Source organism: Actinorhabdospora filicis (assembly GCF_030269765.1).
GTDB classification, from domain to species: domain Bacteria; phylum Actinomycetota; class Actinomycetes; order Mycobacteriales; family Micromonosporaceae; genus Actinorhabdospora; species Actinorhabdospora filicis.
On sequence record NZ_BSTX01000003.1, the window covers coordinates 863,134 to 878,571 of the forward strand.

A 15,438-nucleotide genomic window follows, 5' to 3' on the forward strand; every position below is an offset into this window, starting at 1 on the left:
AGTCGAGGACACTGTAGACGCCCATGTCAAGGCCCGGTCGACGCCCGCACACGCGTCGGAACGACACTGCCCGAGTGGACAGGAGCGGCTGTCCTCCCGGCCGGAACGCGAGGGGCCTTCCGTCTCGATTACGACTCGAACGGGGCAAGCCCTGATCACGCTCCGGGGTTGAGGCCCCGCGCGCCCTCGATCACCCGTAAGTTTGCAGCGTGACCGACCAACCCCCGACCACGGGAGACACCGCCGCGGCCGTAGCCGACCCGGTGCTCCTGACCGAGCCGCGGGAGGGTGTGCCCGACACGATCGACACCGCCCCGGCGCTGGCCCGCGCCGTCGAGGCGGTCGCGGCGGGCTCCGGCCCCGTCGCCATCGACGCCGAACGCGCCTCCGGCTACCGGTACAGTGCCCGCGCATACCTGATCCAGCTGCGGCGGGAGGGCGCCGGGACGATCCTCATCGACCCCCTGCCCTTCGCCGACCTGCGCACCCTCGGCGCCGCCCTCGACGGCGTCGAATGGATCCTCCACGCGGCCAGCCAGGACCTGCCCTGCCTCGCCGAACTCGCGCTGCGCCCCACCACCCTCTTCGACACCGAACTGGGCGCGCGCCTGGCCGGCTTCGAACGGGTCGGGCTCGCCGCCATCACCGAGCGCCTCCTGGGCTACACCCTGGAGAAGCACCACTCGGCCGCCGACTGGAGCACCCGGCCGCTCCCCGACTCCTGGCTCACCTACGCCGCCCTCGACGTCGAGCTCCTCATCGACCTCAAGGACGCCCTCGCCGCCGAACTCGACGCGCAGGGCAAGAGCGACTGGGCCGCCCAGGAGTTCGCCGCGCTCACCACCGCCGACTTCACCATCGTCCGCAACGACCCGTGGCGGCGCACCTCCGGCATACACAAGGTGCGCGGCGCCCGCGCCCTGGCGCGCGTGCGCTCCATGTGGCAGGCCCGCGACGAGCTGGCCTCCCGCCGCGACCTGGCCCCCTCCAAGGTCATCGTGGACGCCGCCATCGTCGCCGCCGCCCAGGCCGACCCGAAGACCGAACGCGACCTGACCGGCATCCCCGGCTTCCGCGGCCGCTTCGGGCGCAGCCACGCCCGCCTCTGGCTGCGCGCCCTGGCCAAGGCCCGCGAACTGCCCGACGCCGAGCTGCCCCGCACCAGCCCGGCCCACGACGGCCCGCCGCCCGCGCACCGCTGGTCCGAACGTGACCCCGTCGCGGCGGCCCGCCTGGCACGCGCCCGCGCCGCGGTCACCGAGGTCGCCGAGGCCCACAACCTGCCCACCGAGAACCTCATCTCCCCGGCCGTCGTCCGCGCCCTGTGCTGGACGCCGCCCGCCGAGCTCGACGGGGCGTCCATGCGGACCGCGCTCGCCGAGCACGGCGCCCGGGAGTGGCAGATGACACTGCTGGCCGACCGCCTGGCGGAGGCCATGTCGGGCTGACATACAGGCTGGCCTACCCGACCGGGTTACTGGCGAGTAGCATCTTCTCTGAGTCTCAAAGCCGAGCCCTCAGGGAGGCACCTGTGAGCCGTACCGTCCGAGAGGTCGTCTTCGTCGACGGCGTGCGAACACCGTTCGGCAAGGCCGGCGGCATGTACGCCGAGACGCGGGCCGACGACCTCGTCATCCGCGCGATCCGCGAGCTGCTGCGCCGCAACCCGCAGCTGCCGCCCGAGCGGGTGGAGGAGGTCGCCATCGCCGCCACCACCCAGATCGGCGATCAGGGACTGACCCTGGGGCGGACGGCGGCGCTGCTGTCGGGGCTGCCCAAGACCGTCCCCGGTTACTCCATCGACCGCATGTGCGCCGGGGCGATGACCGCGGTGACCACCGTCGCCGGGTCCATCGCCATGGGCGCCATCGACGTGGCCATCGCCGGTGGCGTCGAGCACATGGGCCGCCACCCGATGGGCGAGGGCGTCGACCCCAACCCGCGCATCATCGCCGAGAAGCTGGTCGACCCGTCCGCGCTCGTCATGGGCGCCACCGCGGAGAACCTGCACGACCGCTTCCCGCACATCACCAAGCAGCGCGCCGACGCGTTCGCGGTCAACAGCCAGCGCAAGTACGCCGCGGCCGCCCGCGACCTGGAGAAGGACTTCGTCACCATCGCCACCCGCTCCGCCGAGCTCGGCTGGGGCCTGGCGAGCGCCGACGAGCCCCCGCGCCCCGGCACCACCGTGGAGGGCCTGGCGACCCTCAAGACGCCGTTCCGTCCGCACGGCCGGGTGACCGCGGGCAACTCCGCCGGTCTCAACGACGGCGCCACGGCGAGCATCATCGCCGCCGAGGACACCGCCCGCGAGCTGGGCCTGCCCGTCGGGATGCGCCTGGTCTCCTACGCCTTCACCGGCGTGGAGCCGGAGGTCATGGGCGTCGGCCCGATCCCCTCCACGGAGAAGGCCCTGGCCAAGGCCGGGCTGTCGATCTCCGACATCGGCCTGTTCGAACTCAACGAGGCCTTCGCCGTGCAGGTCCTGGCCTTCCTGGACCACTTCGGCATCGGCGACGAGGACCCGCGCGTCAACCCCGCCGGTGGCGCGATCGCCATGGGCCACCCGCTGGCCGCCTCCGGCGTCCGGCTGATGACGCAGCTGTCCCGCCACTTCGAAGCCCACCCCGAGGTCCGCTACGGCCTCACCGCGATGTGCATCGGCATCGGCATGGGCGGCACGGTCATCTGGGAAAACCCGGCTTGGGAAGGGAAGTAACCGACGTGTCGGAGAAGACTGGCCTGGCGGCCTTCCCCAACGAGGTCGTCACCAACAGCCTCGTGCGCTTCGTGCGCGTCCCCGGCCTGGCCGGTGAGGCCGCGCTGATCACCCTGGACAACGGGCACGACCACAAGAAGCCGAACTCCTTCGGCCCGGCCGGGCTGGCGTCCCTCGACGCGGCCCTCGATGAGGCGTTCTCGCGGAACCCCGCGCTCATCGCCGTCACCGGCAAGCCCTTCATCTTCCTGGCGGGCGCCGACATCACCGGCATGCCGCTGATCCGCGACCGCGCCGACGCCCTGGCCATCGGCCGCGAAGGGCACCGCATCTTCAAGCGCCTCAAGGACTCCGCCGTCCCGACCTTCGCGTTCATCAACGGCGCGACCCTCGGCGGCGGCGTGGAGCTCGCGCTGCACTGCCACTACCGGACCCTGTCGTCCGGCGCGGCCGTCATCGCGCTCCCGGAGACCTTCCTGGGCCTGGCCCCCACGTGGGGCGGCACGATGCTCCTGCCGCACCTGATCGGCATGGACAAGGCCGTCAAGGTCATCATCGAGAACCCGCTGAACCAGAACAAGATGCTGCGGGCGGCCGAGGCCTTCGGGCTCGGCATGGCCGACGTGTTCCTGGAGCCGGCCGACTTCATCGAGGAGTCGCTGGCCTGGGCGGCGAAGGTGGTCAACGGTGACGTCACCGTCGAGCGTCCCGAGGCCGACAAGGGCGAGGCGTGGGACGCGGCGCTCGCGCGCGGCAAGTTCGTCGCCGACATGAAGCTGCACGGCGCGGCCCCCGGCCCGTACAAGGCGCTGGAGCTGATGGCGCTGGCCAAGGACGTCGACTTCGCCGAGGGCACCGCCGCCGAGGACGAGGTCCTCGCCGACCTGATCCTGTCGCCGGAGCTGAAGGCGGGCCTGTACGCCTTCGACCTGGTGCAGCGCCGCGCGAAGCGGCCGGCGGGCGCGCCCGACAAGTCCCTGGCCCGCAAGATCGGCAAGGTCGGTGTGGTCGGCGCCGGGCTCATGGCGTCCCAGCTCGCCCTGCTGTTCCTGCGCCGCCTGGAGGTCCCGGTCGTGCTGACCGACCTCGACGAGGAGCGCGTGGCGCGCGGGGTCGGCTACGTCCACGCCGAGATCGACAAGCTCCTGGGCAAGGGCCGCGTGTCGCCGGACAAGGCGTCCAAGCTCAAGGCGCTGGTGTCGGGTTCGGTGGACAAGTCGGTCTTCGCCGACGCCGACCTGGTCATCGAGGCGGTCTTCGAGGAGCTCTCGGTGAAGAAGACGGTCTTCGCCGAGCTGGAGGAGATCATCACGCCCGAGTGCGTGCTGGCGACCAACACCTCGTCCCTGTCGGTGACCGCGATGGCCGCCGACCTGAAGCACCCCGAGCGCGTGGTCGGCCTGCACTTCTTCAACCCGGTGGCGATCCTGCCGCTGCTGGAGATCGTGCGCGGCGAGGCCACCGACGACGCCACCCTCGCCACCGCCTTCGCGGTGTGCAAGGACCTGAAGAAGTCCGGCGTCCTCGTCAAGGACGCGCCCGCGTTCGTGGTGAACCGCCTGCTGACCCGCTTCATGGGCGAGATCCTGCGCGCCGTCGACGAGGGCACCGACCCGGTCGTGGCGGACAAGTCGGTGGAGCCCCTGGGCCTCCCGATGAGCCCGTTCATCCTGCTCCAGCTCGTCGGCCCCGCCGTGGCCCGCCACGTCGCGGCGACCCTCCACGAGGCCTTCCCGGACCGCTTCGGCGTCAGCACCAACCTCGACAAGATCGTGGCCGCCGGCAAGATGGGCGTCTACGCCTGGGACGACAAGGGCCGCCCCTACGTCGACCCCGAGGTCGCCGCCTTCATCGAGACCTCCGGCACCCCCTCCACCGGCGACGAGGTCCGCGAACGCGCGGTCGCCGCCGTCGCCGACGAGGCCCGCCGCATGCTGGACGAAGGCGTCGTCGCCGCCCCCGAGGACCTCGACCTGTGCATGATCCTCGGCGCCGGCTGGCCCTTCCACCTCGGCGGAATCACCCCGTACCTGGACCGCACGGGCGTGGCGGAGAAGGTGACGGGGAAGAAGTTCCACTGACCGGCAGGTGAGTGGGACGAACAGATTAAGAGGAACAGAGCGACGTGAGGGCGCGGCGGCTGAGGCCGCCGCGCCTTTCGCGTAGACAGGAGCGAGGAGAGAGCAGCCGCAGGCCAAAGGCACGAGGGTGACCACCCACGCGGGGAGAAGTGTCTTGATCGCGTGTCTGAGAAAGACGCGCGCGTGCGGCGGCGCAACCAACCCGGTTGGCCACGAATCACCGTGTGCCGAGGAACTGAGCCCGCCTCCGGCTCGGGAGAAGTGTTTTGATTTCCGGGGTCCAGGGGACGGAGTTCCCTGGTGGGTCCAGGGCAAGGCCCTGGTCTGGTGCAGGGCGAAGCGCCTGCGCTCTCGCACCGACAGCCTGAAACGCGACGGACCACCACAGGACCCACCCACCGGTGCATCCAACACGGCCCCCGCGCGTCGATGCGCCGACGGGCCACCGTCGGTATCGGCTCGCCGCCCCACGCCCCCGCAGCCGCAAACCTATCGCTCTCGATACGACCGTACGAGATACGATCGTACGACAGACGATAGGAGCCCCCCATGCAAATCCACCGCGGCGTCCCCCCCGGCACCATCCCCCAGGTCGCCGACCTCTACTGGTCCGCCTTCGCCCGCAAGCTCGGCCCCGCCCTCGGCCCCCCGCACCTCGGCCGCCGCTTCATCGCCGAGCACCTCGACCCGGACCGCGCCGTCGTCGCCCTCGATCGAGACCGCGTCCTCGGCGTCGCCGGCTACCAGCTCGCCGGTCGCGCCCTCGTCGGCGGCGGCGCCCGCGACGTCCTGGCCACCTACGGGCTCGCGCGCGGCCTGGTCCGGCTCCCGCTCCTCCTTCTCCTCCTGCGCAACGCGAAGAAGGGCGAGCTCGTCATGGACGGCATCGCCGTCGCCCCCGCGGCGCGCGGCACGGGCATCGGGACGCTCCTGCTCGACGAGGTCGCCGCGATCGCCGCCGAGTCGGGCCACGACCGGGTGCGGCTCGACGTCATCGACGTCAACCCGCGCGCCCGCGCGCTCTACGAGCGGCGCGGCTTCGCCGCCACGCGCACCACCCGCACGCCGTACCTGCGGTGGCTGATGGGTTTCGCCGCCGTCACCACCATGCACCGGCGGGTGGGGGCCGCGTGACCGTCTCCACCCGCCTCCTCGTGCTGGCCCTGGTCGGCGCCGACGGCGTCGTGGACGCCGGTGAGCTGTACGCCGTCGCCGGTGAGCTGGGCATGTCCGATCAGCAGGTGCGGCTCTGCGTCAAGCGCCTGGTCGCCGAGGGCCGCTTCACGCACGAGGGCCGGGGACGCTCCGCCGTCCTGCGGGCCGTGCCGGGACGCGCCGACTCACCGTGGGCCGACGCCGCCTACGTGCGGCACGCGTTCCGGCAGGACGCCGGGCTCGAACCCTGGGACGGCCGGTGGCGGGTCTTCGGCTTCGCCGTCCCCGAGCGCGAGCGCGCCGCCCGGGACGGCTTCCGCGAGGCGCTGCTGCGGCTGGGCGCGGCTCCCGTCCAGGGTGGCCTCTACGTCAGCCCCAACCCGATCACCGGCATCGTGCGGGACGAGGCCGCGCGGCTGGGCGTCGGCGCGCTCACCGCGCTCACCACCGGCGACCTGAGCATCGCCGGGACCGGCGACCCGCTCGCGCTCGCCGGGACGCTGTGGCCGCTCGATGAGATCGCCGGGCGCTACGAACGCGTCGGTGAGTGCCGTCCCGGCGCGGACCCGGCCGCCGCGGTGGAGCTGGCGGCGGCGTTTTCGGCGGCGATGGAGCCGGACCCGCTGCTGCCGCCGGAGCTGCTGCCGCGTCCGTGGGCGGGCGCGGTGGCGCGGGCGGAGTTCGCGCGGCGCTGGCGCGCGCTGGACGGCACGCGCTTGTTCCCGCTCTACGCGGGCCTGGTCTAGCCCCGCGTCATGGGCACGTGGGGGATGCCGTCGTCCATGAACTCGGGGCCGCTGACGGTGTAGCCGAAGCGCTCGTAGAACCCGGCGGCGTAGGTTTGGGCGTGCAGGAGGGACGGCGCGTCGCCGACGGCGTCGACCGCCGCGCGCATCAGCAGGTCGCCCAGGCCGGTGCCGCGCGCCTGTTTCGCGGTGCAGACGCGGCCGATGCGGCGGGGTGCGCCGGGGCCGTCGTCGAGGACGCGGAGGTAGGCCGCGACCTCGCCGGACGCGTCGCGCGCCCACACGTGGAGGGTGCCCGGTTCGGTGTCGCGGCCGTCGAGGTCGGGGTAGGCGCACTCCTGCTCGACGACGAACACGTCGATCCGCAGGCGCAGGATCGCGTAGAGCGTCGCGGTGTCCAGGGCGGTGAAGGTCCCGGTCTCGATCGAGGTCATGGCGACATGAGACCTAAACGGAGTGGCTACCGTCAAGTCAGTGAAACTCTTCGTATACGGGCAGGTCACCGTGACGTCACGAGATGATCTCGGGATCGCCGGGGTGCGGGCCCAAGCGCTAGGGTCGGCGGAAACCGTGCCGCTTCAAGCCGTTCACCCGCGATCCGCAAGGAGTCTCACCCCTATGGACGCAGCGCTCACCCCCTCGCAACTCGACGCGCTCAACAAGGACTTCTCCGCCAGCCGGGCCTACAAGGTCGCCCAGAACGCCCTGGCGAAGACGTCCCTGGCCAACGTTGTCCTGGACAACGTCAAGGCCAAGGCCATCGACCACACGATGTCCCACCACCTCGACGACTGGAAGGTCACCAACCAGAAGCAGAGTGGCCGCTGTTGGCTGTTCGCGGGCCTGAACCTCCTGCGCCCGGGCGCGATGAAGGCCATGAAGGTCAAGGACTTCGAGTTCAGCCAGAACCACATCATGTTCTGGGACAAGATCGAGCGGGCCAACTTCCTGCTGGAGAACGTCATCGACCTCGCCGACCGCGAGCTCACCGACCGCACGCTGTACCAGGTGCTGCACGCGGCCGCCGAGGACGGCGGCCAGTGGAACATGTTCGTGGCGCTGGTGCAGAAGCACGGCCTGGTGCCCAAGTCGGTGATGCCGGAGACGCACAGCTCGTCGGCGACCCGGGAGATGAACTCCATCCTGCGCAAGGTGCTGCGCCAGGGCGCGCTGCGCCTGCGCGAGCGCCACCAGGCCGGTGCGAGCACCGCCGAGCTGCGGGAGACGAAGGAGGAGATCCTCGCCGTCGTCCACCGCGTCCTGTGCGTGCACCTGGGCACCCCGCCGGCCAGCTTCGACTGGCAGTGGATCGACTCCGACAAGGAGTTCCACCGCGACGGCGAGATGACCCCGCAGGAGTTCGCCGCCAAGTACGCCACCCTGCCGCTGGACGAGTACGTGTGCCTCGTCCACGACCCCCGCCACGAGTACGGCCGCACCTACACCGTGGACCGGCTCGGCAACATCGTCGACGCCCCCGGCATCGTGTACCTGAACGTCGACATCGACGTCATCGCCGAGGTCGCCAAGGACGCCATCGTCGGCGGCGAGCCGGTGTGGTTCGGTTGCGACGTCGGCCCGCACATGTCGGCCGAAGAGGGCATCTGGGACACCAAGCTCTACGACTACGAGTCCCTCTACGACACCGAGTTCACCCTCGACAAGACCCAGCGCCTCCACTACCAGGAGACCGCCATGACCCACGCGATGCTGTTCACCGGCGTCGACGTGCGCGACGGCGAGGCGGTCCGCTGGCGCGTGGAGAACAGCTGGGGCGACGAGAAGGCCCAGAGCGGCTACTACACGATGACCAGCGCGTGGTTCCGGGAGTTCGTCTTCGAGATCTCGGCGCGCCGCTCGGCGCTGCCCGCCGAGCTGCTCGCGGGTCTGGGCACCGAGCCGATCGTGCTGCCGGCGTGGGACCCGATGGGTTCGCTCGCGCGGTAGCCGCGACGCACTGAGGCCGGCGCGGCCGGAGGTTCCACCGTCCCGTCCGGGGCCCGTTCGAGCGGGTTCGGGGCGGGACGGTTCGCGTTCGCCCGGCACCTCGCGCCACCTCACCGCGACGCGTTGTCCCATGTAGACGCAATGTCTCGGGGAGATCACGGGTTGCCTTGGCGGGTAAGTGATCTGGGACACAAAGAGGTTCGCGGACTCAACTGCGGAGCGGGCCTTGCGCGTCTTGATCATGTCGGGCGCCGGCCCGGCGCCGCCCAAGGAAAGGGAGACCACGTGTCGCTCAAGTTCAACCGCCGCAACGCGATCGGCCTCGGCGCGTCCGTCGCCGCCGGCGCGTTCCTGTCGGCCGGTGCCGCCGAGGCCGCCTTCGCCGGAAGCGACGCCATCGAGGCCGCCGAGGCCGCCGAAGCGGCCGAGGACTACTCGCCCGCGCTGACCGCCGCCCAGGCGCGCAACAAGACCGGCCGGATCTACGACCGTTACAAGTGGGCCGCGGGGGGCACTTGGTCGTCGTACATCACCGTCGCCGACGCCAACGGCAACCTCGGCACCGCCGTCGACGAGCACGCCGACCAGGTCGTCGACGCCCTGAGCGTCAACAAGCTCGCCATCGCCGTGGCCGTGCTCGACCGCGTCGACCGCGGGATCATCAAGCTGACCGACACCATCGAGGTGTCCCAGGCGATCATCATCGCCGGCGGCGACGGCATGTTCCGCCTCGACGGCGCCTACCCCAGCCACGTCACCGTCGGTCACGCGCTGGCGAACCTGCTGACGATCTCGTGCGACACCTCGGTCCGCCTCTGCGGCCTGATGGCCCCCACCGCCGACATCAACCAGATCCTGCGCGACAAGGGCTTCGTGAAGACCCAGGTCGAGCCCGGCTCCAACCCGAACCGCATGTTCATGGGCTGGACCACCCCGCGCGAGATGCACCAGCTCCTCCAGGGCCTGGTCAAGGGCACCCTGCTGTCCCCGGCCTCGACGCAGCTGATCTTCAACCTGATCCGCTCTCCCATCGCCTTCACCGACGGCATCCGCCTGAACCTGTCCACCCCGCAGCGGATGCAGATCGCCACCAAGGCCGGCTGGGACGAGGAGGTCCGCAACGAGGCCGGGATCATCTTCGACGCCACCGGCGCGCCGATCATGACCTACTCGATGTTCGCGACCCTCCCGGGCAGCGACACCGGCGACTTCGGCCCCAACCACCCCCTCGTCGGCGCCCGCGCCAAGATGGGCAGCCGCTTCTTCAACATCGTCAGCCGCCTGTCCGGCCCGGCCCCGCGCATCGCGGCCGCCACCCCCGGCTACAACCCCACCAACGGGGGCTGACCCGTCCGGCCGGGCTCGCGGGGCGTTGCCGCACGTGAGCCCGCCGGGCACCGGCGCGCGCCGCCGGGAGCGCCCGCGGCGAGCGGCCGCTCCCGGTACGCCTCCCGCCGTCCCGCGCCCGGGGCGCGCATAATCGGCGTCCTAGGGAGGAGGACGGAGTGCCGTACCTGTGCGAGATCGAGATCGCCGGACCCCGTGAGGGGGAGGACGAGGGCGCGATGGTCACCGAGGCCGTCCTCGCCGCCGTCGAGGAGGGCTGGCGCTCACCTCGCGTGATCGGCGACGACGGTGTGCCCGTCCCCGAGAGCGACGAGGACGACGCGGTCCTCGACTACCGCGTCCTCGGCTACCCCGGCGGCGCGTTCATCTTCGTGGTCCTGCCCGACGTCGGCCTGGAATCGGCCTCGCTCGCGGCGGCGTCCCTCGCCCACCACGTCACCACCTGGAGCCCCGGGCTCCTGGAGTACACGGTGGAGCGGCTGAAGGTCGCGCCCCTCGCCGAGCCCTACGACGAGGAGAACTGGCTCCCGCCCTTCGAGGAGCCCATCGACCCGCCCGGCGTGTCGATCCCCGAACTGCTCGGCGACGAACTCCTCGCCATGAACGCCCGCTACCTCCTCGCCGGGGCCCTCCCGTCGCTGTGGGACCCCACCCGCACCGGCGCCAAGGACGTCCTCGAAGCCGCCGACCTCGTCGCCGGGGCCTCCGAGGCCCCCTGGGGCGCCGAACTCGTCGACCAGCTCGGCGTCCTCCTCATCCGCGCCGCCCGCCTCGAACGGCGCCTGGGCAGCGAATCCCGGCTCGTCGTGCGCGGCGGCGGCGACCTCGACCTCGCCGAGGACCTCCTGCGCCGCACCCGCGCCGTGGCCCGCGCCACCGGCGAGAGCTGGAACGAGGACCAGCTGCGCGGCAACGACCTCATCGAGGAGTTCATCACCGAGCACGAACTGGGCTGGCAGCACGGCGACGGCGACCCCGACGACCCGCGCGAGCGCTACTCCGTGCGCCGCCTGCGCGAGATCCTCTGGGCGGGCCTGCGGGCCCTGGCGACGCTCGCCGCGCCCCTGTCCGACGTCCGGGGCGTCTGGCGCGTCCTGGACGCCCTCGGCGACGACGTGGGCGTGGCCGCCCTCGCCGAATGGGAGACCGAGGAACTGGAGTCGTCCACCGAACGCGACGTGGACGAGATCATCGGCGCCTCCAACGCCCTGGCCGCGGTCTGGACGGCGATCCGCCGCCCCGACCTGCTCCCCGAGACCGCCGACCTCGTCGAAGCGGTCGTCGAGGACATCGCCGCCCTCCACTTCTTCGCCTGCGCGGCCCTGCTGCTGGCCGGCGGCCCCGCCGTCCTCGACGCCGCCGAGGACGACTCCGTCCCCGCCGGGCACCGCCAGGCGCTGCGCGAGTTCGCCGAGGCGCTGGCCGTCATCGACGAGGTCGACGACACCGCCGGAGACGACGTGTACGAGCGCATGAACGGCGCGCTGGAGGCGGTGCTCGCCCGGCAGGGTGAGGTACCCGAGCGCGTCCAGGCGGTACTGGCGCTCATCTCGGCCGCCGCGGCGCGCACCTCCGACCCCAAGGACCTGGCCCGCGAACTGGTGGCCTTCCCGACCCGGCACGGCATCGTCATCCTGGAGGACGAGACCGACGCCGACCTCGACATCCGCCTGCACACCCTGGCCGCGGTCGCCGAGATCGAGGCGGTCGCCGCCGGTGAGTTCGCCGGTGACTTCCCCGATCTCTCCGGCACCGACCCGCGCCTGGAACCGGCCGCCCGCGAGCGCGCCCGCAACTGGGTCACCGACGCCCTGGCGCTCGCCGAGCGCGAGGCGGCCGGGGGCCTGGACGGCGACGCGCACACGGTGGTGGAGCTGATCAACGCCGGGGGAGGGCTGCCGTCGGCGTGGCCGGTGCGGCGGGTCGTCGTGGCGGCGGCCACGGCGGCGGCGCGGCTGGCGGGCGACGGCGAGGTCTACGGGGTCTTCGTGCGGGCGTAGGCGGCACCGGCGCCCGGCGACGTACTGTCGGTGCATGACCGAAGAGAACGACCCCTGGCGCGGCAAGCTGACTCCGGCCGAGTACGCCGTCCTGCGCCAGGGCGGCACCGAGCCCGCCTTCACCGGCGAGTACACCGACACCGAGACCGAAGGGGTCTACGTGTGCCGGGCGTGCGGGGCGGAGTTGTTCACCAGCGACACCAAGTTCCACTCCGGCTGCGGCTGGCCCTCCTTCGCCGACGCCCCCGAGGGCGCGGTGAAGCTGCTGGAGGACCGCTCGTACGGCATGGTGCGCACCGAGGTCCGCTGCGGGACCTGCGACTCCCACCTGGGGCACCTGTTCAAGGGCGAGGGGATCGCGCCGCTGGACCTGCCCGACCAGCGCTACTGCATCAACTCGATCAGCCTGAAGCTGCGCGAGAAGCCTGCGAGCTGAGCCTCCTGCGACCGACATCACAGTGAACCTGACACCAGTGTCAGGGTTTAGCTTCGGGGTATGACGAACCTGCTCACGCCTTACGTCTCCCCGGCGCTGCGCCTCCCCAACCGGGTCGCGATGGCCCCGATGACGCGCTTCCGCGCCGACGCCGTCACCGGCGTCCCGCACGCGGCCACCGCCGCCTACTACGCGCAGCGCGCCAGCGCGGCTCTCATCGTCACCGAGGGCGTGTTCACCGAGTGGCGCGGACGCGGCGAGGCGGGCGTCCCGGGCCTGCTCACCGACGGGCAGGCCGCCGGGTGGGCGGGCGTCACGACGGCGGTGCACGCGGCGGGCGGCCGGATCTTCGCCCAGCTGTGGCACGTGGGCCGCCTCAACCACCACCTGAACAACCCCGGCGCCGAGCGCCCGATCGCCCCCTCGGCCGTGGCCGCCGAGGGCCTCGTGCGCGCCGGTGACGCGAAGGTCCCCTTCGAGGTCCCCGAGGCGATGACGGCACAGGACATCGACGCGGTGATCGCCGGATTCGCCGAGGCGGCCCGCAAGGCGGTCGCGGCCGGCTTCGACGGCGTGGAGATCCACGGCGCCAACGGCTACCTCTTCAAGCAGTTCCACGGCGACAACACCAACCTGCGCACCGACGGTTACGGCGGTTCGGTCAACGGCCGCGTCCGCTTCACCGTGGAGACCGTCGAAGCCGTCGCCGAGGCCGTCGGCGCCGAGCGGGTGGGCCTGCGCGTGTCCCCGGACAACCCCGAGAACGGCGTGGCGGAAAGCGATCCCGCCGGGCTGTACCGCGTCCTGGCCACCACCCTCGACCCGCGCGGGCTGGCCTACCTGCACGTGAGCGAGAAGGGCCGCTACCCCGCGATCGCCGATCTGCGTAAGCACTGGAGCGGCACCCTCATCGGCAACCACGACCCGGCCGATCCCACCGACCGCGCCACGGGCGAGGCGATGATCGCCGCCGGGCACGCCGACATCGTCGCCTATGGACGGTCCTTCATCGCCAATCCCGATCTGCCGCGCCGTTTCGCCACCGGCGCGCCGCTGGCCGGGATCAACGAGGAGCACCTGTACGCCGGTGTCCCCGACGGCTACACCGACTACGCGCCACTGCCGCATGACGGAACCTGGTCATAGCGGCACGAAACGTGGTCGCCCGTTCACCCGGGACGACGGATTCCTTACCGAAACCAGGTGTGCCGGGCGGCCACATGGGACGATTCCTCGCGGGATCAAGCGGTATTGGGGACACCCGGAGGCGGCCCGTGGGTGGGAGCGCGTCTTTGTACTTCCGCCCGACCTGGCGCCAGGTGGTCGGGCGGGGTCTCTTCGCGGGCCTGATCGTGGCGGCCCTGGCCGCGCTGTTCCCGTTGTGGGAGGCGGCCCGCGGGACCTTCGAGTGGACCGATGTGCTGCCCGTGGCGGGCGGCTTCGTGCTCGGCGCCTGCCTGGCGGCGCCGCTGGCCTACCGCAGCGGCGCCTCGGTGGACGAGTCCGGCGTCCACCCGATCGCCATCGGCCGCTCCACCTTCGGGTACGCGCCCTGGACGCGGATCGTCGACATCCGGCCCGAGCGGCGCGGCACCCGCACCGTCCCGGTGATCTACCTCGACACCGGCGAGATGCTGCGGATGCGCGCGCCCTACACCGGCCCGGTGTTCGCCGCCGACCCGCACTTCGACGAGAAGGTCTTCATGCTGCGCAACCTCTGGGAGACCTATCGCACCTGGCTCCCGCAGCCCGGCGCGACCCCGGGACACGACCGGTAGCCTGACGCGCGTGACGCTGCACCGGCTCTGGGAGCACGAGCCCACCGAACCCGTCTGGCGGCAGGGCGGCCAGGTCGTGGTCGCCGCGCACCGGCTGGTCCGCGAGGTCCTCGCCGACAACGACCGCTTCGCGCCGGGCAACGCGCTGGACGCGGTCACGCCCATCCCGGTGGCCGCGCTGCGGATCCTGGCCCGGCACGGATTCCGGCTCCCGCCGACCCTGGCCAACAACGGCACGCCCACCCACCCCGGCATCCGCGAGGTCGTCGGGAACGCCATGACGCCCGCAGCGGTCGACGGCCTGCGCCCGTGGCTGACCGGCGTGGTGCGCCGCCGCGTCGCCGGGCTCGCCGCGAACCTGCGCGCCGGACTGCCCGTCGACCTCTACGACACCCTCGCCGCCGACCTGCCGCTGCTGGCCCTGGCGCGCCTGATCGGGATGCCGCAGCAGGACGTGCGGCTGGTCAAGGAGTTCTCCCGGGCCGCGCTGGAACTGTTCTGGGCGCCCCTGGACACCGCCCGGCAGGTCCGCCTGGCCGAGGTCGTCGGGCCGTACCACGCGAAGCTGCGCGAGCTGGTCCGCACCGCCCCAGGGCTCATCGCCGACCTGCGGGCCCATTGCGGACCGGGTGGCGAGGACGTCGTGGTCGGCGCGCTGTTCTTCCTGCTCGTCGCCGGGCAGGAGACCACCTCGCAGTTCCTGACGCTGCTGCTGCACCGCCTGGCCGGCGAGCCGGGCGTCCGCGCCGGGCTGACGGCCGGGACGGTCACGGTCGCCGACGTCGTGGAGGAGGGGCTGCGGCTTGTCCCGCCCATCGTGAGCTGGCGGCGCGTCGCCGCCACGGACACCGACATCGGCGGCTTCCCCGTCGCGGCGGGGGAGAGCGTGCTGCTGTGGCTGAGCGCGGCCGGGCGCGACCCGTCGGCCGCCGCTGAACCCGGCGCGTTCGTGCCGGGCCAGCGCGGCTCGCGCCGCCACCTCGCCTTCGGCGCCGGAGCCCACCGCTGCCTCGGCGCGCACCTGGCGCGCATGGAGGCGGCCGTCGTCGTCGCCGAGGCCGCGCCGCTGCTGCGGGACTGTGAAGTGCTGAAGGCGCCGGACTGCCCGGACAACATGTCGTTCCGGATGCCCGACGCCCTCGTGGTGGCCAGGAGCGCCTAGCGGGACTCGCGCGGCCCGTGGAGGAGAAGGCGCCCGCCCGGAAGGAGGCCGGAGGCTTTCCCCCGCA

The 15,438-nt window shown here is 72.3% G+C and carries 13 protein-coding genes; 12 read left to right on the plus strand and 1 reads right to left on the minus strand.

The features are described 5' to 3' along the window. Positions 1 to 209: 209 nt before the first annotated feature. The 5 genes from QSK10_RS24305 to QSK10_RS24325 all read left to right on the plus strand — a co-directional run bounded on the left by QSK10_RS24305 (position 210) and on the right by QSK10_RS24325 (position 6,701). Positions 210 to 1,448: an HRDC domain-containing protein gene (locus QSK10_RS24305; RefSeq protein ID WP_285665258.1), complete on the plus strand. Its 1,239-nt coding sequence runs from the start codon at positions 210 to 212 to the stop codon at positions 1,446 to 1,448. Between the two features lie 83 nt (positions 1,449 to 1,531). Next, positions 1,532 to 2,719, plus strand: coding sequence for a thiolase family protein (locus QSK10_RS24310; protein ID WP_285665259.1), 1,188 nt, complete (start codon positions 1,532 to 1,534; stop codon positions 2,717 to 2,719). A 5-nt stretch (positions 2,720 to 2,724) separates the two neighbouring features. Continuing rightward, positions 2,725 to 4,800 (plus strand): 3-hydroxyacyl-CoA dehydrogenase NAD-binding domain-containing protein, encoded by a 2,076-nt coding sequence (locus QSK10_RS24315; RefSeq protein ID WP_285665260.1) that lies wholly within the window; start codon positions 2,725 to 2,727, stop codon positions 4,798 to 4,800. Positions 4,801 to 5,349: 549 nt separating this feature from the next. After that, positions 5,350 to 5,934, plus strand: coding sequence for a GNAT family N-acetyltransferase (locus QSK10_RS24320; RefSeq protein ID WP_285665261.1), 585 nt, complete (start codon positions 5,350 to 5,352; stop codon positions 5,932 to 5,934). Then, on the plus strand, positions 5,931 to 6,701 hold the full coding sequence (locus tag QSK10_RS24325; protein ID WP_285665262.1) for a hypothetical protein: 771 nt from the start codon (positions 5,931 to 5,933) through the stop codon (positions 6,699 to 6,701). Before QSK10_RS24320 ends, QSK10_RS24325 begins: the two co-directional genes overlap by 4 nt. Here QSK10_RS24325 and QSK10_RS24330 read toward each other — a convergent pair. Further along, positions 6,698 to 7,135 (minus strand): GNAT family N-acetyltransferase, encoded by a 438-nt coding sequence (locus QSK10_RS24330; protein ID WP_285665263.1) that lies wholly within the window; start codon positions 7,133 to 7,135, stop codon positions 6,698 to 6,700. The two genes, QSK10_RS24325 and QSK10_RS24330, sit on opposite strands and share 4 nt — an antisense overlap. A 184-nt stretch (positions 7,136 to 7,319) precedes the next feature. Between QSK10_RS24330 and QSK10_RS24335 the strand changes: the two genes are divergently transcribed. The 7 genes from QSK10_RS24335 (at position 7,320) to QSK10_RS24365 (ending at position 15,371) form a co-directional block, all read left to right on the plus strand. Further along, positions 7,320 to 8,648: a C1 family peptidase gene (locus QSK10_RS24335; RefSeq protein WP_285665264.1), complete on the plus strand. Its 1,329-nt coding sequence runs from the start codon at positions 7,320 to 7,322 to the stop codon at positions 8,646 to 8,648. 285 nt (positions 8,649 to 8,933) lie between these two features. After that, positions 8,934 to 9,995, plus strand: coding sequence for a serine hydrolase (locus tag QSK10_RS24340; RefSeq protein WP_285665265.1), 1,062 nt, complete (start codon positions 8,934 to 8,936; stop codon positions 9,993 to 9,995). 158 nt (positions 9,996 to 10,153) lie between these two features. Then, the gene (locus QSK10_RS24345; RefSeq protein WP_285665266.1) at positions 10,154 to 11,995 is read left to right on the plus strand and encodes a hypothetical protein; all 1,842 of its coding nucleotides are present in this window, start codon (positions 10,154 to 10,156) and stop codon (positions 11,993 to 11,995) included. A 34-nt stretch (positions 11,996 to 12,029) separates the two neighbouring features. Further along, positions 12,030 to 12,431 (plus strand): peptide-methionine (R)-S-oxide reductase MsrB, encoded by a 402-nt coding sequence (msrB, locus tag QSK10_RS24350; protein WP_285665267.1) that lies wholly within the window; start codon positions 12,030 to 12,032, stop codon positions 12,429 to 12,431. Between the two features lie 60 nt (positions 12,432 to 12,491). Then, positions 12,492 to 13,577 carry an alkene reductase gene (locus QSK10_RS24355; RefSeq protein ID WP_285665268.1) on the plus strand — a complete coding sequence of 362 codons (1,086 nt, stop codon included), beginning with the start codon at positions 12,492 to 12,494 and terminating at the stop codon, positions 13,575 to 13,577. Positions 13,578 to 13,723: 146 nt separating this feature from the next. Continuing rightward, positions 13,724 to 14,209: a hypothetical protein gene (locus QSK10_RS24360; protein ID WP_285665269.1), complete on the plus strand. Its 486-nt coding sequence runs from the start codon at positions 13,724 to 13,726 to the stop codon at positions 14,207 to 14,209. Between the two features lie 16 nt (positions 14,210 to 14,225). Further along, the gene (locus QSK10_RS24365) at positions 14,226 to 15,371 is read left to right on the plus strand and encodes a cytochrome P450 (protein WP_285665418.1); all 1,146 of its coding nucleotides are present in this window, start codon (positions 14,226 to 14,228) and stop codon (positions 15,369 to 15,371) included. Positions 15,372 to 15,438: the final 67 nt, after the last annotated feature.